The following is a 24,177-nucleotide window of genomic DNA, read 5'->3' as shown; positions in this document are numbered from 1 at the left end:
AATAAATTGAATTTTGTATCAGAGTAGATCACTGCATATTTGTACTGTTCAAAACAAACAATTGAATTTTTATTTAATCATCAAAATCAATTATCATGAATTACAATTCTAATAGCGATGTATCTGAGAATACAACAATCGAAAATGTAGAAAAAAAAGTATATGACCAAAAGCCAACTCCGGCTTTTATATCAGCATCATGGGCTGCACTGTTTATAGGGATGGTGTCTTATTGTATCGGATTATGGAATGCGGGTATGTTACTTAATGAAAAAGGGTATTATTTTACAATCCTACTATTTGGATTGTTCTCCGCAGTATCTGTACAAAAAAGTGTGAGGGATAGATTAGAAGATATTCCTGTAACGGATATGTATTATGGGATCAGTTGGTTTACAACACTTATTTCTATTTTATTACTCATTATTGGTTTATGGAACGCCAATCTAGAGCTTAGTGAAAAAGGATTCTATGGAATGTCTTTTACCTTAAGTCTATTCGCTGCCATTGCAGTACAAAAAAATACAAGGGATAAGAGGTTTATAGAAAATAGTGATGAGTAAATCAAAAGGAGAGGTCTTAGGTGGGGGGCTTAAGATCTCTTGTTTTGATGATTAGAAAAGGCAGTCGTAGTATTGCGACTGCCTTTTTGTATTCATTATTATGTCTAAAAAAGTTAGGCTATCATAAACTAGAGTTAAATAGTTCATACAAAAGAAAAGGAAATGATTACAAAACTGGTTCATATCATTATTTATGAGTATTCCTATATACAGCTTTATGGGCTTACAGTCCTATATTTTTTTCTTCTGTATTATGGTATTGCTCCTATATTTAATAAGGTATGTATATGGTTAGAACATAAGGGGGTATTGCATAAAATTAGTATAAAGGAAGTTACAAAAAGACAAAAGAAAATGGAACAAATACATTCCTTAAAGTCAATTTTTATTTTTGGTTTTTCGATACTTCCGATATTGTATTTAGTGAGAATAAATCGTATCATATTTCTTCCGGATACGTTTATCAATAGTGTAGTAGGTATAGTATTGCTAACCATATGGAATGAAGTTCATTTTTTTGTAATTCATCGGATTATGCACATTCCATTTTTTATGAAATATGTACATAGAATACACCATAAGTCTGTGACTCCAACAGTGTATTCTGTATATAGTTTTCATTGGTTTGAAGCCTTATTATTAAGTACAGTTCCTATTACAATACTTCCTTTTTTGTCATTTTCTCCAATGGCTGTTTTTCTATATCCTTTAGTGAGTATACTATTAAATTACTCAGGGCATTGTAATTACAGATTCGGAAAAGGAAATGGAGCTGATTGGAAATTATTTGGTACTCGACATAATGCACATCATAGTAGCTTCAAAAAAAGTTATGGATTTGCTTCTGATGTCTTAGATAAATTAAGTGATAACATAAGCCAACGATGGCGATCTAAAAAATAAATAAATGAAAAATGTATATATAACAAGTTCTGGTATTTATTTACCAAACGAACCGGTTTCTAATGATCAAATAGAACAGTATTTAGGAAAGATTAACGGGCAAAAGAGTACGGTAAAAGATCGTATTTTAAAGCAAAATGGGATCAAGCAACGCTATTTTGCGATGAATACTAAGCAAGAAAGTACACACTCTAATGCGCAATTGGCAGTAAAAGCTATTGAGCAAGCGATCTCCAAAAGTACTCTTAATCATAAAGAAATAGAACTACTATCCACAGGAACAACTCAGGGAGATTTACCGGTACCTGGGTTTGCAAGTATGGTACATGGAGGGTTAGATTGGGGAACTTGCGAGGTAGCGAGTTTTCAGAGCGTGTGTGCCAGTAGTATGATGGCTTTAAAAAATGCGTATGTGCAAATAAAAGGAGAGGAAAAACAAAATGCAGTCTGTGTAGGGAGTGAATTTGCCAGTAGACTTTTTAAAGCTTCTAGATTTGAGGCTCAAAAGATAAAATCTGTTCCTTTTGATACCGAATTTTTGCGATGGATGCTATCTGATGGAGCTGGAGCATTAGTATTAGAAAATAAGAAGAGTACAAAAGGAATTTCTTTAAAAATAGAATGGGTTGATATTAAATCACATGCTAATACATTTCCTGTTTGTATGTATACGGGTAAAAATGATAATAAAAATGAATCAGACCTTACTTGGTTAGATTATCCTACTTATGAATCTGCATCAAAAGCTGGCGCTATTAATCTTAAACAGGATGTTCGATTGCTTACTAAGGTGGTACAAACTGGAGTAGGGCATTATTTTGAGCTGATTGATAAAGGAATGATTATCCCAGATGATATTGATTGGTTATGTTGTCATTACTCTTCAGAATATTTTAAGAAACCTATAAAAGAGCTGATGGAAAAAGGGGGAGGAAAAATTGCAGAAGAAAAATGGTTTAGTAATCTTACAAGTAAGGGAAATACTGGTGCAGCATCACTATTTATAATGTTAGAAGAGCTAATGTATTCTGGGGCATTAAAAGAAGGGCAATCCATATTATGTATGGTTCCCGAAAGTGGTCGATTTATCACCTCGTTTATGAAGTTAACTGTCGTGGGGCAGCATGATACCGAAAAAGAAGGGTATCCGATTAGAGAAATTAAAGCTCCAGAACTTAATATCAATTCTGATAACGTATCACAGTGGTTGGTTAGAAACCTTTCTCGAGTTTGGATAGATTTTGAAAGTAGCTTGTTAAAAGTGCCTATCGTAGAGAAGATACATAACAAAACATTGAGCATAGAAGATTATAAATTGCTTTTAATAGATTTAAGACAGCAGGTTATTGATGGGTCTCAGTGGATATCTAGAGCTGCTTCTACTATTGATATCGAGTTATTTGACCTTCGCTCTGCTTTTATAAAACATACTGCGGCAGAGCATAAGGATTATCAAATGCTGGAAGAAAACTTTAAAAACCTTGGAGAAGATATCTCAAAGATGCATTCTGGAGAAAAAAACATAGGCAGTTTAGGGCTTTCTTCTTTTATGTTTCAACAAGCTAGTAAGCCTAATCCGATAGATCTTTTGGGGGCGATGTTTATTATAGAAGGGATTGGTAAACGACTTGCAGCGTATTGGGGGGCTATGATCAAAGATCAGCTAAACTTAGATGATAATCAGGTTTCTTTCTTTACATATCATGGTATTGCAGACGAAAAACATTTCGAAAATTTAGAAAAAGCATTAAACCACCCTTTAATGCATATGGACTTGGCTAAGAGCATTGTAAAAACAGCAAAAACAACAGCGCTTTTATACGAGATACAATTAAAAGAACTAGGTAATTATTAATTAATACAGTAAACCGATGAAAAAAGATATATTCGAAATCGCCCAGCACGACAGTAGAGATCCTAATCCATGGTTAGCCTTGTACTTAGATAACAGTATCCCTATTAATGATACTACAAAAAGAGCTTTGATGTCTGATAATGACTCTAGATCTGCTAAATATTTACGCCCTTTACTTGTTTTTTGGTCAAAAATCACCATGTTTTTTATTCATGTATTAAAATTTTTCTTCCCCAAACTGTTTAACTCATCTAAGTTTTTACATACTATTTTGGCATGGGGTCTTAAGCATTTTGTTAGCCCAAATGCAAACTTGCTTATATTTAGACATTTTCATGTAGGAAGCGAAATTTTACAATTCATCGCAGGAAATATTAAAGGAGTTGATGTAAAAACAAGCCCTTTAACGCCAAAAAATTTTGATGATGTAAAGGATGATTTATTTCTTAATCACGACCTTAATTTATTCAACTTTGTCATTAATCTAAACAGTGAGTTAAAGGAAAAAGGAGCGATTATTAGTTATGTTGAAACGTTAAATACAACGATGATTTCTGAAGATCAGTTTGATCATATTGAGTTTCCTAATAAGTGGACTAATATTTTAGATTTGAGATCAGCGATAGAGCTTTTTACTCCTTTTTATCAACTTTTTTTAACTGCTAATGATTTTGTTAGAGCTTCTAACTCCTTACAACTAGATGAAACTATTGCGGTTTATGTTTCTCAAATACTAGGAACCCCAGGACATTTAGGATTAGTAAACAACAAGCATCCTATGGTGCCCAGAAGCACTTATTCTGCGGCATATCATCTGGTATTACATGGTTTGGCAGCAGAAACATTACATGAGGTCTTAGTTACTATTAAAAAAAAGGATGCTAGTGATGGGATTATGGTTCCAAAAAAAGAACCTGTATAAGAATTATTATAAACTACCCCGTCTGTTTGCAACGGGGTAGTTCATTTAATTAAAGAGGGGCAAATACTGCGTTTTTTATCCTTTATTTATAGGTTTTTTTGATATAAGAACAGTTCCCATTGTTGGTAAGTATTTATTTTTTCCAATTTTGAAGTCGATCTATGTATAAATATTTTTCGATAAATTTCCTATGTTCAGTACTAGTCATTTTTTCTACTAAATTCAGGGCAGAAATGTAGCTTGTTAAGTTTCCATTTGATGAACTAAATTTTCCGTCTTCAACAAAGGTTACCAAACTATCATTTTGAACTTTTAAATTAGGGTACTGTTTCTGTAACTGTTTTCCACCGCCAATATAGGTAACGATTTTATGCCCGTCTGCAATTCCTGACTTTCCAATAAGTTGTGCACCTGCACAATTACTTACTATATATTTGGTTTCTTTGTTTTTCTTTTTAATAAAATCTATCATTTGCTTATTATGGACTTGTGCGTACATATCATAACCGCTAGGAACAAATAAAGCGGTTAATTTTGGGCAATTCTTAAAAGTGTAGTCAGGAATAAATCTCATGCCTTCTTCGGTTGTGATTGGGTTTTCTGTTTCTGCTACGGTTATTACATTAAAAAGTTGGTTTCCGTTTTCATTTGGTTTCCCAAAAACGTCTGATGTTGCTATGACTTCTCCTTGCAAAACACCATTAAACATAAGAAGACCTATTGTTGGTAATTCTGATTTAAACGGTTTTAAATGTTTTGTTAGTGTGTCAGATTGCACTTCTACGTGACTGTTATGATTAATCTTAAGGTTGGTTTTTGATTTTTTGGTAGTACAGCTAATAAAAATAGTAACCAATAATAGTGTTGTAATATTCTTTAAATTTTTCATATCCATGTTTTATTTATTATTTCTTTCGGTTGAATTATCATTCTAAAATAGGAGGCTTTATATATGTAATAATCTAGCCAGTTGTTTAGCGTTCTTATTTTGTTTTCTTCAGGAATAATTTTTTCAATAGAATCAAGCCAAAAATGAATGGTTTTTAATTTTTGTTGGATTTTCTGAAACGGATAACTTATTGCTGATCGTTTGATAAAACTTGTGGATCTCTGATAGATTAAAGGTGGAAAGAAATTATAGTTGTTACTGTTAACCAAAACAATCTGGTAATCTGTAGGATTACCTAATCTTTTTATAAGTTCCAAACCTGCAAAACTTCCTCTGATTACAACAAGCTTTTTAATGCTTTTCATAATTAAGTTTACCCTTTGTTTAATATAAAACAAAGGTGAGTAAATCAATTGTAGTAAAAATTAAACTGGTTTAAGAAAGTTATTTTCTTTTAATTTCGCTCAAATATTCTGGAGTCAAACCAAGAAAACTTGCTAAAAGATATTGTGGCACACGTTGTACAAATTCTGGAAAATTATCTCGAAACCTAAAAAATAGTTCTTCTTTAGAAAAGCTGTTTATATATTTAAAACGCATTAATGCAGCACCATAAGCCGTTTCGTAAATAGTCCTAAAATATTTTTCCATTTTAGGGAATGTATCTAATAGCTCTTGATATTTAGAAAAAGAGATTGATACGATTTTTGAATTCTCGACTGTTTCAATGTAAAAATTAGATTGATTTTGGTTTTGAAATGCTAAAAAATCGGTTAACCACCAATGCTCTATAGCAAATTGTGAGGTTTTTTGGTTTCCTAAATTATCAATGAAATATAATTGCAAGCACCCTTTTAGAACAAAAAACAACTTGTTACATTGTTTTCCAGCAAGAAGCAATGTCTCTTTTTTATGATAAGAATGGTAATCAAAAAAGAGTACGATTTCAGATAATTCTTCTTCTGAAAAGGTTACATAAGTTTTTATATGATTTATTAATATACTATTAGTCATTTGTATAAATTATCTCCAATGTCTCAGGTATTAATACACTAAGCTTGGGTTTAAGCATCAAAACCAGTATTAATTATAGTCCTTGTTACCAGCTGGCTATAGTTTGTTCTCATATTCCTCCAGCTTTTTCCATATTTCAATAAATTCTTTTATCCCGTCTTTTTCAAGGTCAGTGTTTACGATAAGAATTTTACCTATTTTCGTTTTGGTATTAAAAAACATATAAGCTGCTACTCCTGGGTCTCCTCCTGTATGGCCTATTTGTCCTTGTGCTGAAATCCCCATAAAAAGCCCCATATTATATTCATCATTATAAACTCCATTATTTCTTTCTTTATAATTTTTATCTGTCAAATAGGCTTTAAATAATTTTTTATAGCTCTCGCTAGTTAGGATTTTTCCATTTCCATTATAACCAGAAATTAATTCAGTAAGGTATTTTCCTAAATCATTCGATGAAGTAATCAAACCTCCGTCGGGATAATTAACTAATTGGTAAGGGGCTAATTCGGTTTTTTTATTCGAATAAAGTTTTGAGTAGTTTAATAAGTTTATTTCGTTTAAAAACCAACCAGAATTAGACATTTCTAATGGTTTAAAAATATACTTTTTTGTAAATTTATTAAAAGATTCTCCAGTTGCATTTTCTATCACAAAAGCAGCTAATCCAGCAGCAATATTTGAGTACTCAAAAGTTGTTCCTGGTTCTTTTTTTAGAAAAGCATTCTTTTTGTACCACTTCCCTCCTCTATATAAAATGTTTTTTAAAAATACATCATAAGTCATCATCTCATCAGGATTACGGAAGTTGCTATTTACTTTAGTTATTCCATTATTTTTTTTTCTTAAAACGTATCCATTCTTTTCGTATCTCGATGGGTCTTTTATACTTGAGGTATGTGTTGCTAATTGTCGGATGGTTATTGGTGTGTTTGAAAAATTTGGGTTGATTACTTTAAAAGGTAAATATTTGTTTATGGGTTCATCTAAATTTAGCTTACCTAATTCTTGAGCTTTTAACAATGCAATACCAATAAAGGTTTTAGAAATAGAAGCAATATTCTGAATAGTATTTTCTGTATATTTTTTGCTACTCTTTCGATTAGAATATCCTAGACCTTTTTTGAATAATATTCCACCCTGATTGACAATAGCAACAGAGAAACCATTAATATGGTCTTGTGAATAAATCTGTTCTAATTCTTTAGTTAGTTTTTTAGTAATCGAATCATTTGTTTGGCTATAGCCTTGATATAATAAAATATTCAATAGTATTAAGGTACTTAGTTTTCTCATTTGATTTATAAACTTTATATTGAGTGTACTGTTCGTTAAGGGACATGGTTTACACAAGTTAAAGATTAGAGTTTACACTAAATTAGTTTCTATTCTTGTTGATTCTTTATCAGATTTCTTTAATCAAAGAAACCTAAAAATACATTTCTATAAAATACTTTCCAAATACTATTTCCAATATGTTCAATAGCAATATATTTCCCTTTCAAACCCGCCAATATACACATCCAATAACATGATTATTTTCAGACACTTAGATCAGTAATTCACTAATCAGAGAAGATGTCTATTGATTCTGTTATGGATGAATTTTTAATTTGTTGAGAATCAAATTCTTTTAAATGCATTCTCTTGGATTGTGGTTTGGTTTAATGCCCTACAACAGTCTCGTATAGGAATAGTAATGGATTACAAGGAACTACTTTTTGGATAACAATATACTTCAATTAAATGAAAAAACGATTTGGGATAGTACCCAAACCGCTATTGCTTATACAGCGTGTTGACGGTAGTTTTTACTTATTCCGCTTTTTTCCACAATGGTCCAACTAAAATTAGAATTAGAGCAATGTTTGTTATTGAATTGCTTATATTTCCTGAAAGTATGCAACTCAAACTATCGATTACGAACCAAGTTATTAAACTAATCACGACGGCTTTCCTAATCGGTTCAGGTTCTCGTTCGTAAATGTCTGATAAAAACCAAATCAGGACTGCCCATCCAAACATTACTCCACCTAAAATTGCTGAAAGGAAGATTGTAGTTGAGGCATCATAATTCTGAAGTCTGTCGAGTGGCCATTCTGAAAGGTCTAAAACTACTTCAATAGGTTTTCTAAATAATTTTACTGAGCCAATTGAGAAAAGTAGCGCGTAAACTGAAATGGCTATGGCAGAGGTTTTAAGCCATGTTTTATGAATTTGTTTTGTCATACTATTGATATTTTGTTTTAAACAAAGTTATCAATGAGAACATTAAAATTTTAGTCGGTAGCGTGCAATTGTCCTACAATTTGTTTTGTCACTTGTCCTAAATCATTGAAGTAATTGATAAGGTATTCACGATTAAGATTTTCCTCATTAATTCGCATATAAAAATCATCAGTAGCAATTTTAAACACCCCTTCTAACTGGGTTTGCGATAGATTATGATTTATATCTTTCGCCCAAAGCATTACGGCGTAATTTCCAAGTATGTAGTTAGATTTTTCAAGAGCTTCTTTAATTCGGATATTTTTGCGATTAATTCTTAGTTGACGGTGAAACAATAAATCGGTTTTGTGCTCAATCAAGATATTAATCAAATCTGGGTGTAGTTGTATACATTCTTTTTCTTTTTTAGCGAGCACTCTACATCTTTCAAAATGATAATCTAAAAGGTCAGCAATAAAGCATTCAAGATCTGCAAAATAGTGATAAAATGAGGATTTGTTAATTCCAACCGTTCTTGCAAGTTGTTCTACTTTTAGTCCACTAAAACCATAGACAGAGCATATTTTGTAACCTGTCGTTATCCATAAACTCTGTTTTTTCATTATGCCGTTTGTTTTGTTCAAATTCTGACTAAAGTCAATTTTGTTTATTGGTTATTAGATTGTTAGTAAAACCTAAATCGTCAGGTTTTAAGTTAAATTTATCGATTTGTTTTTTAATTCTTTTGATAAGTCTAAGTTTTCTTTTACAATGGTACTCGCCAACTAAACCATTACTATTGTATGAAAATTGTTGCTATAATTCTTTTCATTTCTTTGTTTGTATTTGAAGTTAAAATAATATTTAAATTTTATTAGTTTTTTCATGTTGTTCTGACTAACGTCAATTTTACTTATTGAAAATCAGGGAGTTTTAAATTCAAGATCTTCTGGTTTGATGTCAAATTTATCAATTTGTTTTTTAATTCTTTTGACGAGTCCAAGTTTTCTTTTTTGGTCAAGGTATAAGTATCCTTCTGGATTTTGATATGGTTTAGCCTTGACAATCATATTCCAGATAATTATAGCAAGTTTTCTAGCAGTTGCTGTAATAGCTGAGACTCTTCCTTTTCTAAAATTTATTCTGTGGAAAAAATCTCTAAGCGGAGTACTATCTTTTAAATTTCCAATCGCATTTGCAGCATTTCTTAGAGCTATTTTGAGTCTACTACTTCCTTTACCTATTTTACTGGATAATACTTTTCCTCCACTTACTTTGTTATTAGGGGCTAATCTGAGCCAAGATGTAAAATGTTTAGCTGTTTTAAACTTATGAATACCTTCATATCCAATTTCACTCATTATGGTGAGTGCTGTATTGTAACTCGTTCCTTCTATTGCTAATAAATCTATTCCTTTGAAGATTTGATAAGATTTAAGATTGATATCAATATTTTTTGGAGTGTTTTTATTGATTCTTTTATGCTTTTTCTTATCTATATGATGCTCTTTTTTTTCAGGATCTTTACCAATGATGTCATCAATTTTCAAAGCTATTTGATCATCACATTTTCTAATTTTTTCTTGTAAATAGTTATATGTATCCAATTCATCATTTAATGCGTACAAATAATCATTTCTTCGGTTTGTGTGTAAAGCTTTAGCTATTTCTTCTTCACTTTTTCTACAGTTATAATGTCTTAAACTAGCTAGTTTTTTAGGATCTGTTTCTCCCAAACAAATAGCTGTAATAATTTTCAATCCTGTAAGTCCTACAATATCTTTCACTACAACATCTAATCTTATATTCATAAGCCTTAGATATTTTTGCATTTTTTTTGATGAAGCAGCAGCTTGCTGGATTAGGTTTAAACGATGTCTGGTAAAAGTTCTTAATATTTCTGTGTCTTCATCGGGTAAGAAGCTTGAAGAAAGTAATCCCAAAGCATGCAATTTTTGTATCCATTGGCAATCAATTACATCTGTCTTTTTTCCTTTTATATTTTTGGTAAACTTTCCATTACAAAGAGTAACTTCAAATCCATTGGCAATTAAAACAGCGTGTAAGTTTTGCCAATAATTACCTGTACTTTCCATAGCTACTGAGGTAATCTTATGTTCTCTAAGCCAATCTGCTAGAGCGTATAAATCTTCATTATATACTCCAAATTCTTTAATATCAGACTTTTTTTGACCCACGGCTACCCAATGACTACGACTACCAATATCAATACCAGCAGCATTTTTGTTTACGATTTCTAATGTCATTTGTTGTTCCATAACTTACGATTTTAAAAGCTCTAAGGAAATGTGCTTTAGGCAAAAAGAAATATTCTGAACGGGGTCCTAAGATTTAGGCCGCCAATGTACTAAATGGCAAACATTTCAACCAGGATTGCGCACGTGCTTACACAAAGTAGCAACACTTTAAAAAACGGCCTTACAAAGAGCTTAAATTATTTAGAGTGTAAAAATAAGACTTCGTTAGCATAGTACTAAAGGGTTTTCGGAGCTATGAGGGATTGCATACAACGCTTGAGCTATGGTTTGTTGTGGAAAAACCCGCAGGATTCTTTCCGCTGAAGCCTAAAGATACTAAATAAGTGTTGAGTTTTTTAATCGGAATTTAATAGCAATGAATTATAGCCATTGTGTCTGTTACACAACTCATAAAAATGTTAAAAGAACTACAATTTATGTTTTTAAAAGCTCGTATTCAATTGATTTAAAACACTAGTTGTTTTATAATCATTTAAAAAAAACATTGGTTTATTCAGCAATATGGGTTGTGTAACAATTACCATTGTTGGCATTTCTTTTTTTATTTTAATTTGGGTGTCCTATTAAATAAATTTTCTCAGAATCTCCTTTTATAATTCCTTTTTTCCAAGTGTAATTTTCGTTTCCTAAATCTTTTAGTAAAATATCTAAATCTTCCATTCGATAAATTCTACCGCTGGTAATGACAGCATCCCATGCGAAGCATATTGGAATAATTGGAATTAAATATGTAAATATAACTTGTTTTAAGGTTAACGGTTTTACAAGAGGTGTAATGAATAAGCATAGTATCATACTTAAGGGTATGAAAAACCACCACAAAACAATAGGGAATTTCTTGTTTATTTCCATAATGCAAATTGGTTGTTTTCTTTTTTGAACTTCAACCAAAATTCTTTTTGCTAATTCTGGTTTCATATGGTGAAAACTCCCAATCATAGTCAATATCCCTTCAATATTGTCGTCAAGATTTGTTGCATCTAAAGGAGTGGTTCTGTAACTTACAGAATTGTTGGTTTGGTTTATTTTTTTTGCAGCATCTAGATTTGGGTATAAATCAGATAAAATTAATTCTACATTTTTGATTTTATGAACATATTTTAATTGAGAAACAACGTCTAACATAGCTCCTCCACTCCCAGAACATAAGTCAACAATTTTAGTAATCTTTGTTTGCTCAATTAAATCACTAAGCAACTTAGCCATATCTTGGCTTGTCTTAAATTTTTTATGCATAACCATAATCAATCGGGTCATGCAAATCCTAATCCAATTAGGAAACCACTTTAAATCTTCAAATTCAAATAAATGTATTCTTTTCATTTTTTTTGGATGCAATTGTTTTGTCATCAAATAGGTTGACCATTTTTGATGTTTTAAATGGTTAAAAATTCTAGTTGTTTTTTGTTTTTCCGATACGATTTTGTATTAATGCTAACGTCTCATCTCATATAAGAAAGGTAGCAAATTAAGATTGAATTTCTGATAGGAAATTCAGTTGCAATGGTCTATACACGGTGTGCTTGTTGCACAAGTTAACAAAAATACAAGATAAGATTAACTGATTGTCTGTCCATTAGTTTTATCTTGAGTTATGCAAGGTAAGAAAATATATCAAGAGAAGCTTTTTAATGATTTTAAACTTAGTGCTCGTATTCCTGAAGAGAATTTTTATTATCGTTTAAAAGGAGTTCTGAACTTAGGTTTTTATATCGTAGCACTATACAGTAGAACCTGTCTTTGGCACACTAACTCAATTTATGGGGCTAAGAAAGATCAATACTATAGGAATATAACAAGCAAACAAAGTCATGCACTTGTCACTTGTCTGCTATTGCTTATATCCTGAAAAAGTACTTGAAATTCATCCATAAAAAAGTAAAAAGTGAGGCCGCTACATCTGTTTTTCTTGAATCGATACTAATTGCCTTTTTGAATCTATTTAACCGCTAAATAAAGAACATGAAAATCTCATTCTAATACCGGGAAAAAGAAATAAAGCCTCTTTAGAGAGGCTTATCTGAAGTCGTTATATTCTAAATTATAGGCTTGTGTAACGGTTACCGGTGTTGGCATTAGTTTTATCTATTCCGTTATATACATTCGGGTTATGTTTCTCCATATAAATTTTAGGATTAGGTATTTCTGTAAAACCAAATTTTTTATAAAGCCATTCAGCTGTATCAGTTAATAAAATCCAGCGTCTTAATCCCTGAAGATTAGGGTGTTCCATTATTTCATTTATCAGCCACTTACTTAACCCCTTTCCTCTATACTCCTTTAGAACATAAACATCTCCTAAATATGCAATAGTTGAATAGTCTGAAATTATTCTAGCAAAGCCAATTTGCTTGTTTTTGTAATAAAGCCCAAAATTCAAAGAGTTTTCAATCGATGTTTTCAAAGTATTGATTGGAATTCCGTTAGCCCAATCAGTTTCGTTTGCAAGGAATTTGTGAATGCTCAAAATATCTAATTTATCCTTGTCAGTTGAAATGGTATAATCATTTCTATTAGCCTCTCTAATTTTCATTTCAGTTTTCTTAATTAATGTCAACGGTTTTGTGTATGAGTAGTAGCGTGGGTTATCACTTAACTCTGCAATTACACACCAAACTGAAAATCCTCGGGGATTTTCAGAAGTAGACGAGAACTAGCAATTACTTATAGTCATTGTTGTATAACCTTTTTATTTATTACGCTTTTCAATTTTTTTAGCCATTATAATTATTTCTCTATTAATTTTTTCGGCATTTTCTTTTTTTGTAATTATAGAGCCGTGACTTGCATCAATAACAAATTGCTGTCCATTAGTAGATAATTCTTTTAGTTCTTTTTGCATATCGAACCATAATTGAACTTGTTCATCTGGATCAATCCCACTATTTCTATATCTTTCTTTTTGACGTTCCTCATACTGTTCAGTTGCAGTAAAAACTAAAACAGGTAATGAATCTAAACTACTTGACCTTCCTGCTCTTAAAAAAATATCATCATTAATACTATTTTCTTTAAGATTCCTACGATAAACTTTACCTGAAGAACTAGCTAGATTAAAATTACGGATATGACATTCTTGAGGTAAGCCATCATTTTTAGGTTTTGGACTTACAATTTTATTATATACTCCTCTTAACCCTAAATCTGAAAGAACTGCAATAATTTTAAAAAAGTTAATTTGACTATTAGGAATCAATTCTTTTTGTTCTAATCGTTTCCATTGTTCAGGATGACTCGAATCTAGGAACACCATTCCTATTACTTCATTTGGATATAAATCTCTGAATATTCGAGTGTAGACTCCGCCCATAGAGTGACCCACCAAAATATAAGGTGGTTTTTCTCCGCTTTTTTCAAGTAATTCGTGCAATTGGTAGGCATAAAATTCTGATGTAATACTGTCTTTACTTGATTCACTAAACCATTTTCCTTCTCTATCATAACGTACAACTCTCATATTTTTCTTTAATCCTTCAGCAATCCAATGAAGCATATCTGTATGACTATTTGCACCAGCTTCAAGAATAACGGTTGGGAAATTATTTTTTTTACCTTCTGCTCTTATATGAAGTTCAGTGCCATTGACATCAACTAATTTACCGGGTGGAACAGGTTTTGAACTAAACAATCGATAGCCTAATCCCGATACTATAACTAGTAATAAAATGCTGCCAATAAATTTTCCAATCCATTTAATAATTTTTAGGATTATTTTCATATCATTTTTTAAATGTTATACAACGTTTAATATTATGTGTCGTAGCTGGGCAAAATGTCACCTTATTTTTTGGTTTTTCTGGGCATTGGTTGCTAACTTTTAATTTATGTAAGCATTGTGCCTTAACAAAGATACAATAACCATTCGATTCATCACTTAGCTTCTATTATCACATATATACGTTGTATCTGTTGCACAAGTTCACAAAAATACAATATAAGATTAACGGATTATGTCTCTATTCGTTTTTATTTTTAGTTATGCAAGGCAAGAAAATATATCAAGAGAAGCTTTTTAATGATTTTAAACTTAGTGCTCGTATTCCTGAAGAGAATTTTTATTATCGTTTAAAAGGAGTTTTGAACTTAGGTTTTTTATATCGTAGCACTATACAGTAGAACCTGTCTTTGGCACACTAACTCAATTTATGGGGCTAAGAAAGATCAATACTATAGGAATATAACAAGCAAACAAAGTCATGCACTTGTCACTTGTCTGCTATTGCTTATATCCTGAAAAAGTACTTGAAATTCATCCATAAAAAAGTAAAAAGTGAGGCCGCTACATCTGTTTTTCTTGAATCGATACTAATTGCCTTTTTGAATCTATTTAACCGCTAAATAAAGAACATGAAAATCTCATTCTAATACCGGGAAAAAGAAATAAAGCCTCTTTAGAGAGGCTTATCTGAAGTCGTTATATTCTAAATTATAGGCTTGTGTAACAGTTACCGGTGTTGGCATTAGTTTTATCTATTCCGTTATATACATTCGGGTTATGTTTCTCCATATAAATTTTAGGATTAGGTATTTCTGTAAAACCAAACTTTTTATAAAGCCATTCAGCTGTATCAGTTAATAAAATCCAGCGTCTTAACCCCTGAAGATTAGGGTGTTCCATTATTTCATTTATCAGCCACTTACTTAACCCCTTTCCTCTATACTCCTTTAGAACATAAACATCTCCTAAATATGCAATAGTTGAATAGTCTGAAATTATTCTAGCAAAGCCAATTTGCTTGTTTTTGTAATAAAGCCCAAAATTCAAAGAGTTTTCAATTGATGTTTTCAAAGTATTGATTGGAATTCCGTTAGCCCAATCAGTTTCGTTTGCAAGGAATTTGTGAATGCTCAAAATATCTAATTTATCCTTGTCAGTTGAAATGGTATAATCATTTCTATTAGCCTCTCTAATTTTCATTTCAGTTTTCTTAATTAATGTCAATGGTTTTGTGTATGAGTAGTAGCGGATTTTTACTCACAAAACTTTCAGTTTTTCATTAACCTTTGTTTTATGTTTATACTTTCGTTTTAGCGATTAAACCGCTATTGCTTATACACCGTGTTGGCATTAGTTATTTCCATTTTTAACGCCTTTTCAAATGATTTCACAGATTTAGTTATATCATTTTTTGTAGTAGCCCAAGAGCATATACTAACTCGCATTACTTTTTTGCCAAACCACACCGATCCTCCTAACCAACACTCTCTCAACATTTGAATATTACTTAACACTTGTTCCGTAATTTTATCAGAGTCACATCTAACAATAACTTGATTAAACACAATGTTATTTTCAACGTAGAAGCCTTTTATTTTTTCGATTTCTTCAGCAAACTGTTTGGCTCTTTGATGCATTGTTAAAATCATTTCATCAATTCCGCTCTTCCCTAGGTACTTCATTATAGACCATAATTCGATTATTCTAGCTCTTCGAGACATTTCAGGTGTATAAAACATACCATCTCTTTTGGTACTTTCTATAATATAACTACCAGACATATGTAGTGCAGATGTCATTGCTTCTTGGTCTGCACACAGTACGATTCCACAATCGTAAGGTGTATTTAATGTTTTGTGTCCATCTACAGCCCAAGAGGTAGCATTCTCTATTCCTTTAGTTAAATAGTTCAATTTATCTACAGCCTCAGCCCACAAACCGAATGCACCATCAATATGAATCCAAGTATTGTTTTTTTTTGCTTTTTCACATATACTTTCAAAATCATCAAATGCTCCGCTGTTTACATTACCTGCCTGAAGAATTAAAATAGTATTTTCATCTAATTCAGGAATTAATTCAGGTATGATTCTACCTTGATTATCTACATCTATCCATTCTATATTTTCTGTTCCTAAACCTAATATTCCAATTGCCTTTAAAACCGTGGAATGTGCTTGTTTACTAGTTACAATTCTTATTTTAGGTGAATTTCTAAGTCCCTTTTCGTTTATATTCCAATTGTTCCTTTGTAGGATACGATATCTCGCAGCAGCCAAGCCACATAAATTAGCTGTAGATGTTCCACTTACAAACCCAGCAGAAGTATGTTTAGGCAAATTAAATAAATCTATAAGCCATTTCTCTACAACAGATTCTAATTTACTACCGATAGGTGAGAGGATGTTCATTGCTGGTGCTTGATCCCAATAAGTCCCTAGGCTTTTAGCTGCTAAACCTACTGGAACTGCACTCCCACACACAAATCCAAAATATCTGCCACCTAATGTTGCGGTTGTTGCAGGGTTACCATAGGTGTTTAGCTGCTCTATTACGTTTTTAGCACTTGTAGAGCTAGTAGGTAGTTCTTCATCAAATATCGATAAATTTTCGATGGCTTTTTCTGTTGGATAAACATTTCGGTCAAAAATATTTTCTAAATACTCAAGGACATATTTTTGTGATTGGTTAAATAGTTCTTTATCTCTAATTTCTAAGAACATTTTATTCTGAACATCATTCATAATATGCTTTGTTTAATTGATTTTAACTCCTTGAATCAAAATTGTAGATTGAATAGATTGTTTCTTCAGATGAAGAAAGCTCTTTCGTTCCTCATCTTTTTTGAAATTATCAAAATCTTTTTGATTCGTAAATTCAACAAGATGAATTTCGTAAGGTATTTTAATGTTGTGCTCTATTACCGTATTTTCTTTTGGTCGGATTCGTAAGGTTAGCCGTCCGTTGTATTTTGAAATAATAGGAATGGCTAATTCTTCAAATTCATGAAATATTTCTTCCTTTCCTTCATTTACATATATCAGTTGTGTTAAGTATATCATTTGAGTGTTTTTCTAGAATTAATTTTTTTTGAAAAAATAATAAAAATAAGCATTCTTTTTTTTCGCTATTAAAGAGCGGGAAACACTTTCGTATTTGGTATTCTCATTCCAATCAATCATTGAAACAATTAACGAGTTTTCAAGTGTTAACTCTATAAATATTGACGAAGGTCTTTTTTTCTCCAATAGATTGCTACCAAAACATCCTTTAATGCTAAAATTGCTGAAGCCGATATTTTTTTGTTTAAGCTCAAATGTTTGTTTTAATGAATGTAACGGCTCTTGTATGGTGCGTTTGCATCTCGAAGGGAGCATATGCATTATACAAGAGCCGTTATTAAGCTTTTTATTTTTTAGATTCTAGAAGTTTTTCAACAAGAGATTTTAATTCTTCAATTTCTTTTTGTTGTTGAATTGTATAAAGCGTTAATTCCTCTATCTTTTGTAGTAATTTAGAATCCATTTCTCCTAAAAAAATTCCATTTTCTACAACTTCTTTTGCACTCGGAATATCTTTTAAATGCCCCTTTTCTTTTATATGATTTTCAACTTCTAAAAGAGTAGGTAATTTATAATTGTCATAGAAAACGAAATCAGACCACTCTGTTTCTACTTTTATTTCTTTTGCTCTTATATTTCCATTGACAGCTAATTTCCAAGAACCGGGGTTATAAGTTCCAATGCCTACATTTCCTCCATTTATAGTAAATCTATCTGCCCCATTTTCTAAATTTAATCTGAAATTTGTAAGGTCAGGATTGAAACCTATATAAGCTTTTCTTTGATTTGAACTATTTAACCATTGTGTATAAAGCCAATTATTATCTAATGTCTTAAAAGAAGCTATTGCGTCGCCTGAACTTTGAACTAATAGAGGTTCATTGATTATATGATTTTGGCCTAAAGTAACTAAACTAATTCCTAGCATAAATGTGAAAATTGTTTCTTTCATTTTGTTTTTAGTTTTTTTGATTATTTTGAATTCTGACTAACGTCAATTTTACTTATTGAAAATCAGGGAGTTTTAAATTCAAGATCTTCTGGTTTGATGTCAAATTTATCAATTTGTTTTTTAATTCTTTTGACGAGTCCAAGTTTTCTTTTTTGGTCAAGGTATAAGTATCCTTCTGGATTTTGATATGGTTTAGCCTTGACAATCATATTCCAGATAATTATAGCAAGTTTTCTAGCAGTTGCTGTAATAGCTGAGACTCTTCCTTTTCTAAAATTTATTCTGTGGAAAAAATCTCTAAGCGGAGTACTATCTTTTAAATTTCCAATCGCATTTGCAGCATTTCTTAGAGCTATTTTGAGTCTACTACTTCCTTTACCTATTTTACTGGATAATACTTTTCCTCCACTTACTTTGTTATTAGGGGCTAATCTGAGCCAAGATGTAAAATGTTTAGCTGTTTTAAACTTATGAATACCTTCATATCCAATTTCACTCATTATGGTGAGTGCTGTATTGTAACTCGTTCCTTCTATTGCTAATAAATCTATTCCTTTGAAGATTTGATAAGATTTAAGATTGATATCAATATTTTTTGGAGTGTTTTTATTGATTCTTTTATGCTTTTTCTTATCTATATGATGCTCTTTTTTTTCAGGATCTTTACCAATGATGTCATCAATTTTCAAAGCTATTTGATCATCACATTTTCTAATTTTTTCTTGTAAATAGTTATATGTATCCAATTCATCATTTAATGCGTACAAATAATCATTTCTTCGGTTTGTGTGTAAAGCTTTAGCTATTTCTTCTTCACTTTTTCTACAGTTATAATGTCTTAAACTAGCTAGTTTTTTAGGATCTGTTTCTCCCAAACAAATAGCTGTAATAATTTTCAATCCTGTAAGTCCTACAATATCTTTCACTACAACATCTAATCTTATATTCATAAGCCTTAGATATTTTTGCATTTTTTTTGATGAAGCAGCAGCTTGCTGGATTAGGTTTAAACGATGTCTGGTAAAAGTTCTTAATATTTCTGTGTCTTCATCGGGTAAGAAGCTTGAAGAAAGTAATCCCAAAGCATGCAATTTTTGTATCCATTGGCAATCAATTACATCTGTCTTTTTTCCTTTTATATTTTTGGTAAACTTTCCATTACAAAGAGTAACTTCAAATCCATTGGCAATTAAAACAGCGTGTAAGTTTTGCCAATAATTACCTGTACTTTCCATAGCTACTGAGGTAATCTTATGTTCTCTAAGCCAATCTGCTAGAGCGTATAAATCTTCATTATATACTCCAAATTCTTTAATATCAGACTTTTTTTGACCGACGGCTACCCAATGACTACGACTACCAATATCAATACCAGCAGCATTTTTGTTTACGATTTCTAATGTCATTTGTTGTTCCATAACTTACGATTTTAAAAGCTCTAAGGAAATGTGCTTTAGGCAAAAAGAAATATTCTGAACGGGGTCCTAAGATTTAGGCCGCCAATGTACTAAATGGCAAACATTTCAACCAGGATTGCGCACGTGCTTACACAAAGTAGCAACACTTTAAAAAACGGCCTTACAAAGAGCTTAAATTATTTAGAGTGTAAAAATAAGACTTCGTTAGCATAGTACTAAAGGGTTTTCGGAGCTATGAGGGATTGCTTATAACGTTTAATATATGTGTCGTAGCTGGGCAAAATGTTACCCTAATTTTCGATTTTTCTGCGCATTGATTGCTAATTTTAACTTTTTGCAAGTATTGTGCCTTACCAAAAATACAATAACCTTTTGATTTATCCCTTAGCTACTATGACATCATACTTGGTGTTGTAAACGGTTTTTAATACGGCTCATAAATTATTTTGGTAATTCCATCTGGGTTTTCTTCTACTAGATTCGCACCATTTTTATAGAAAGTAAATATTTGTCCTCGTTCTTCTAAATAACGAATTTGGTATTTATTATCTCCCAAATTTTTCCAATTCCACCCTAATTCAAATAGGATGTTTTGACATTCTTCAGGGAAATTGTCAGATATTATCCTACCTCCTTCTATCCAGTTATCAGCTTTGTACTCAACATAGATAAATGATTTACAAATTTCCAAATCAATTATTTGATTAGATTCATATTTTTCAATTGCTTTCCATTTTCCAATTATTATATCATTGTTATTGTCCGAATCGTCATTGGAACAAGAAATTAGAATGAAAATCCCAGTTAGAAAAGCTATGGGGAGTTTTAATTTATGCATTTATTTATTTCGTTAAAATTGTTTACAACGTTTCTTGTATGTGTTGTAGCAGAGCAAAATGTTACCCTATTTTCCGGTTTTTCTTGCGCATTGGTTGCTAACTTTTACTTTTTGCAAGTATTGCGCCTTACCAAAAATACAACAACCTTTCGATTCATCACTTTGCTGCTATGATACATATATCGCATTGTAGCCAGTTAATTATTCTTTAAACTGTCTATAATTCGTTTATCTTTTTTTATTTCTTTTTCGAAATATTTTTTTTGCAATTTCAAACTATCCTGTTTTGCGTCCAAATTCGAATTCAGTTTTTTAAACTTTTCTTGAACTCCAATTGACATATAATAAGAATGAATAATAGCCTTAATTTCAAATTTTAGATTGAAAATTGTTCTGTCTTCATTTAAATATAGATTTACAATTTTTTCCTTTTCTTGTCCATCGTTAATTGAATTAAGGAATTCAATCAATATTTTTTTCTCTCATTATATGACAACTTTGGAATTTCAATTATTTCATTATCATCATTTTCTATCCTTTGTATACGACTTACAAGACTGTTCTGATTTTGTTGCGAATAAGTTGTGGTAGTATTTTTTGCTACTTCAAAATTATCATCAAACATAAAATAATCAGCAGCTAAAACAGAAAAGAATTCATCATTTTTTTTGTCTAGATAGAATATTTCATTTAGACTAAAAGGTGATTGAGATATTCCAATTCTTAGCCAATTTAAGATTTAATTTTCTGATGTCATTATAATTACTGGTAACGGTCTCGGCTATGAGTATGTGCGTGGGTTAGCACCAACTTTTGCAAGTACGTACCAAATTGGAAATTCCGCAGAAATTTCCAAAGTTGGCGAGAACAAGCAATTACTTATAGCCGTTGTGTCTGTTGCACAAGTTAACAAAAAAATAAGATTAGAATAGAGTTGAGATTTAATAGGTTTCTTATTTTTATTGATGCAAGGCATTAAAATATACCAAGAGAAGTTATTTAATAGTTTTCGCTTAAGCGATCATGTACCCGAAGCTAATTTTTACAGACGATTAAAAGACATACTCCAATTAGAATTTTTATATAAAGAAACGGCATGTTACTATGGTAAAAGCGGACAAAAAAGTATAGACCCTATCGTGTTTTTTAAGCTCAGTTTAATCGGTTACTTAGAAAATATTATCAGCGATCGTAAACTGATTTCTCATTGTAGTATGCGTTTAGATTTGTTATATTTTTTAGATTACGATATCGATGAAAAACTCCCTTGGCATTCTACCTTTAGTCGTACTCGTCAACTATTTCCAGAGTCCGTTTTTGAAACTGTTTTTACCAAAGTATTAGAAATGTGCGTAGAAAATGGTATGGTAAGTGGACATACTCAAGCAATTGATTCAGCACCAATAAAAGCCAATGCTAGTATGGATAGTTTGGAGTTAAAAGTTCCCAAAGAAGATTTAGCATCTCATTTAGCTTCCATTGGTCATATAAGCAACCGAGATAAAGAAGTTTTTAGAAAGGCAAAGCAAGATGAAACTACCAAAGAACAAAGGACACTAAGTGCCAATAAACAGGGATTAGATAGTATTGTATCACGAAATAAAAAATGGAAAAAAGACCAAAATCATCGTCCGGGTGCCAATAATAAAGGAAGTCGTTACACCAGTAATAAAACACATTACAGTCCTACGGATCCAGATGCACGAATTAGTGTAAAACCAGGTAAGGCACGAAAATTAAATTATAGTAGTCAACTTAGTGTAGATACAGCAAATCATGTGATTACTGATATACAAGCTTATCATGCCGATAAAAAAGACAGTCTATGTTTAGAAGATATTATAAACCGTTTGTATAAACGATTATGGCGCTCTGGTTTTTTATTAGAAAACTGCATAGCCGATACAGGGTATAGTAGTGGTGAGGTATATGCTTATTTAGAAAAAAAAGGCATCACCAGTTTTATACCACCTCATGGAACTTACAAAGGCGGACCAGAAGGTTTTATTTATCATAAAAAAGAAGATTATTATCAATGTCCAAAAGGGAAAATCATTCCATTTAAAAAAGTATTTTTAGATTATAGAACACAAACAAAGAAGAAAGAATATCGAGGATCAAGTAAACTATGTAAAACCTGTCCTATAAAGAACCAATGCTTAGGGAAAACAGCAAAAGAGAAAAAGTTTAGTGTTACCTATTACCAAGAAGAATATGAACGTAATAACAAACGAGTAAATAGTAAACAAGGTGGTTATATGAAAGGTAAACGGCAAAGTACTGTAGAGCCTGTTTTTGGGACATTAACCCAGTTTATGGGACTTCGAAAAATAAATACATTAGGAATCAAGCAAGCAAATAAGGTGATGCATGTATCCGCAATGGCTTATAATTTGAAAAAGTATTTAAAATTTATAAAAAAGACTATGAAAAGTAAAGCTAAAACCATAAATACATTGTTTTTAATAAAATTGATGTTCATAGGCTTTATATATTACTTTTTAAGCCACTCTAAATTAAAAACAGTTTACAATTACTAAAAAAACAAGCCTCTTAAAAAGGCTTATTTAAAGTCATTTTTCGTGAAATTATAGGGTTGTGCAACGGTTACCACTGTTGTAAAACGTTTTTATTTATACAAATCTCCGTTTAAGTACTTTAATCCTGAATCGCAAATAACAGTTACAATTGTTTTTCCTTTCCCAATTATTTTCGCTCTTTGTAAAGCAGCCCAAACGTTGGAGCCAGATGTAGTTCCACCAAAAACACCTTCAATTCTTGCTAATTTTCTAGCTGTTTCATATGCATCTTCATCTTTTACAGAAATTATTTCATCTGCTAAATCCAAGCGACAAATTTCTGGAATAAATCCAGCTCCCATTCCATCAAGTCTATGTGTTCCTGACGTATCTCCACCAGATAATGTTCTTACATTAAAAGGTTCTATTGGAATACATCTAATTCCTGAAATTTCTTTTTTGAATATCTCTGCGTTTCCAGAAAAGCATCCTCCAGTACCTACACCAGTTATAAATTCGTCAATATTTTTTCCTAAAACATCCATTATTTCGTAAGCCATTTTATGGTAAGCATTACGATTGTCTATGTTTTTAAATTGGTCAGTATAAAAGGTATTTGGTTGTTTTGCAATTTCTCTAATTCTTTCGAGTGCTTTATCAATAATCCTAGCTGTTATTTTTCCATTTTCGCTTGGAATCAGTTCAAGTTCTGCTCCAAATGCTCTCATAGTTTGCAATTTTTCCTCAGCAAAAGCGTCTGAAGAAACAAAGTGTGCTTTATAACCTTTTGCAGAACATATCATTGCCAAAGAACTACCAGTACTTCCACCTGTATAGTCAACTACAGTTCCGCCAGGTTTTAATTCGTCTCTTCTTTCAGCACCTTCAATCATAGCTAGTGCCATTCGATCTTTCATGCTTCCAGTAGGATTTGCTCCTTCAACCTTCACATAAATATCCGCAGAATTAGAATCTGTAAGGTGTTTTAGTTTGACAAGTGGTGTGTTTCCTATTCCTTCCATTTAAGTTTTCTCAAA

22 protein-coding genes and 2 pseudogenes are annotated in these 24,177 nt (G+C 31.4%); 7 read left to right on the top strand and 17 right to left on the bottom strand.

Features of this window, described 5'->3' with window-relative positions:
• Window positions 1-95 precede the first annotated feature (95 nt).
• From yiaA to N456_RS07425, 4 genes are all read left to right on the top strand, one after another.
• Complete coding sequence (yiaA, locus tag N456_RS07440) at window positions 96-563, top strand: inner membrane protein YiaA (RefSeq protein WP_062055496.1); 468 nt, start codon at window positions 96-98, stop codon at window positions 561-563.
• A 162-nt stretch (window positions 564-725) separates the two neighbouring features.
• Window positions 726-1,466, top strand: coding sequence for a sterol desaturase family protein (locus tag N456_RS07435; protein ID WP_082422473.1), 741 nt, complete (start codon window positions 726-728; stop codon window positions 1,464-1,466).
• A gap of 4 nt (window positions 1,467-1,470) precedes the next feature.
• Window positions 1,471-3,321 (top strand): beta-ketoacyl-ACP synthase III, encoded by a 1,851-nt coding sequence (locus N456_RS07430; RefSeq protein WP_062055493.1) that lies wholly within the window; start codon window positions 1,471-1,473, stop codon window positions 3,319-3,321.
• Between the two features lie 16 nt (window positions 3,322-3,337).
• Window positions 3,338-4,243, top strand: a complete 906-nt coding sequence (locus tag N456_RS07425; protein WP_062055492.1) for a DUF6999 family protein — start codon at window positions 3,338-3,340, stop codon at window positions 4,241-4,243.
• A gap of 133 nt (window positions 4,244-4,376) precedes the next feature.
• Here N456_RS07425 and N456_RS07420 read toward each other — a convergent pair whose 3' ends face one another.
• The 8 genes from N456_RS07420 to N456_RS07385 form a co-directional block, all read right to left on the bottom strand.
• Window positions 4,377-5,132 carry a DJ-1/PfpI family protein gene (locus N456_RS07420; RefSeq protein WP_062055558.1) on the bottom strand — a complete coding sequence of 252 codons (756 nt, stop codon included), beginning with the start codon at window positions 5,130-5,132 and terminating at the stop codon, window positions 4,377-4,379.
• Window positions 5,129-5,497, bottom strand: a complete 369-nt coding sequence (locus tag N456_RS07415; RefSeq protein ID WP_062055490.1) for an NAD(P)/FAD-dependent oxidoreductase — start codon at window positions 5,495-5,497, stop codon at window positions 5,129-5,131. The genes N456_RS07420 and N456_RS07415 overlap by 4 nt, the downstream gene beginning before the upstream one ends.
• 79 nt (window positions 5,498-5,576) lie before the next feature.
• The gene (locus tag N456_RS07410) at window positions 5,577-6,146 is read right to left on the bottom strand and encodes a Crp/Fnr family transcriptional regulator (RefSeq protein WP_062055488.1); all 570 of its coding nucleotides are present in this window, start codon (window positions 6,144-6,146) and stop codon (window positions 5,577-5,579) included.
• Window positions 6,147-6,242: 96 nt separating this feature from the next.
• Window positions 6,243-7,442 (bottom strand): serine hydrolase domain-containing protein, encoded by a 1,200-nt coding sequence (locus N456_RS07405; RefSeq protein ID WP_062055486.1) that lies wholly within the window; start codon window positions 7,440-7,442, stop codon window positions 6,243-6,245.
• A 519-nt stretch (window positions 7,443-7,961) separates the two neighbouring features.
• Window positions 7,962-8,375: a hypothetical protein gene (locus tag N456_RS07400; RefSeq protein ID WP_062055484.1), complete on the bottom strand. Its 414-nt coding sequence runs from the start codon at window positions 8,373-8,375 to the stop codon at window positions 7,962-7,964.
• 50 nt (window positions 8,376-8,425) lie between these two features.
• Window positions 8,426-8,977 carry a TetR/AcrR family transcriptional regulator gene (locus N456_RS07395; protein WP_205410256.1) on the bottom strand — a complete coding sequence of 184 codons (552 nt, stop codon included), beginning with the start codon at window positions 8,975-8,977 and terminating at the stop codon, window positions 8,426-8,428.
• Window positions 8,978-9,277: 300 nt separating this feature from the next.
• Window positions 9,278-10,633: an IS110 family RNA-guided transposase gene (locus N456_RS07390; protein WP_033566524.1), complete on the bottom strand. Its 1,356-nt coding sequence runs from the start codon at window positions 10,631-10,633 to the stop codon at window positions 9,278-9,280.
• 546 nt (window positions 10,634-11,179) lie between these two features.
• Window positions 11,180-11,956 (bottom strand): hypothetical protein, encoded by a 777-nt coding sequence (locus N456_RS07385; protein ID WP_062055553.1) that lies wholly within the window; start codon window positions 11,954-11,956, stop codon window positions 11,180-11,182.
• Window positions 11,957-12,357: 401 nt separating this feature from the next.
• Between N456_RS07385 and N456_RS25375 the strand changes: the two are divergent.
• Window positions 12,358-12,586: pseudogene (locus N456_RS25375) on the top strand (IS1182 family transposase); the annotation flags it as partial.
• 88 nt (window positions 12,587-12,674) lie between these two features.
• Here the strand turns inward: N456_RS25375 and N456_RS07375 are convergent.
• Both N456_RS07375 and N456_RS07370 read right to left on the bottom strand, forming a co-directional pair.
• Entirely contained in the window at window positions 12,675-13,166 is a 492-nt protein-coding gene (locus tag N456_RS07375) for a GNAT family N-acetyltransferase (RefSeq protein WP_062055481.1), read from the bottom strand.
• A gap of 156 nt (window positions 13,167-13,322) precedes the next feature.
• Window positions 13,323-14,351, bottom strand: a complete 1,029-nt coding sequence (locus N456_RS07370) for an alpha/beta hydrolase (protein ID WP_062055479.1) — start codon at window positions 14,349-14,351, stop codon at window positions 13,323-13,325.
• 391 nt (window positions 14,352-14,742) lie between these two features.
• Here N456_RS07370 and N456_RS25370 point away from each other — a divergent pair.
• Window positions 14,743-14,971: pseudogene (locus tag N456_RS25370) on the top strand (IS1182 family transposase); the annotation flags it as partial.
• Between the two features lie 88 nt (window positions 14,972-15,059).
• Here N456_RS25370 and N456_RS07365 read toward each other — a convergent pair.
• The 6 genes from N456_RS07365 to N456_RS07335 all read right to left on the bottom strand — a co-directional run bounded on the left by N456_RS07365 (window position 15,060) and on the right by N456_RS07335 (window position 20,621).
• Complete coding sequence (locus N456_RS07365) at window positions 15,060-15,551, bottom strand: GNAT family N-acetyltransferase (RefSeq protein ID WP_062055478.1); 492 nt, start codon at window positions 15,549-15,551, stop codon at window positions 15,060-15,062.
• 125 nt (window positions 15,552-15,676) lie between these two features.
• Window positions 15,677-17,095: a pyridoxal phosphate-dependent decarboxylase family protein gene (locus N456_RS07360; protein ID WP_062055476.1), complete on the bottom strand. Its 1,419-nt coding sequence runs from the start codon at window positions 17,093-17,095 to the stop codon at window positions 15,677-15,679.
• Window positions 17,096-17,107: 12 nt separating this feature from the next.
• Entirely contained in the window at window positions 17,108-17,413 is a 306-nt protein-coding gene (locus N456_RS07355; RefSeq protein ID WP_062055474.1) for a hypothetical protein, read from the bottom strand.
• A gap of 346 nt (window positions 17,414-17,759) precedes the next feature.
• Window positions 17,760-18,365: a phage tail tube protein gene (locus N456_RS07345; RefSeq protein WP_148639229.1), complete on the bottom strand. Its 606-nt coding sequence runs from the start codon at window positions 18,363-18,365 to the stop codon at window positions 17,760-17,762.
• Between the two features lie 62 nt (window positions 18,366-18,427).
• Window positions 18,428-19,783: an IS110 family RNA-guided transposase gene (locus N456_RS07340; protein WP_033566524.1), complete on the bottom strand. Its 1,356-nt coding sequence runs from the start codon at window positions 19,781-19,783 to the stop codon at window positions 18,428-18,430.
• Between the two features lie 424 nt (window positions 19,784-20,207).
• Entirely contained in the window at window positions 20,208-20,621 is a 414-nt protein-coding gene (locus N456_RS07335; protein ID WP_062055468.1) for a hypothetical protein, read from the bottom strand.
• Between the two features lie 965 nt (window positions 20,622-21,586).
• Here N456_RS07335 and N456_RS07325 point away from each other — a divergent pair.
• Complete coding sequence (locus N456_RS07325; RefSeq protein ID WP_062055463.1) at window positions 21,587-23,161, top strand: IS1182 family transposase; 1,575 nt, start codon at window positions 21,587-21,589, stop codon at window positions 23,159-23,161.
• An 89-nt stretch (window positions 23,162-23,250) separates the two neighbouring features.
• Here N456_RS07325 and N456_RS07320 read toward each other — a convergent pair whose 3' ends face one another.
• A complete protein-coding gene (locus N456_RS07320; protein WP_062055461.1) occupies window positions 23,251-24,162 on the bottom strand; it encodes a PLP-dependent cysteine synthase family protein in 912 nt (303 codons plus the stop codon).
• Window positions 24,163-24,177 lie beyond the last annotated feature (15 nt).

It is taken from the genome of Aquimarina longa SW024 (assembly GCF_001401755.1).
In the GTDB taxonomy this organism is placed as follows: Bacteria; Bacteroidota; Bacteroidia; order Flavobacteriales; family Flavobacteriaceae; genus Aquimarina; species Aquimarina longa.
This window is presented reverse-complemented; position numbering and strand designations above follow the sequence as displayed.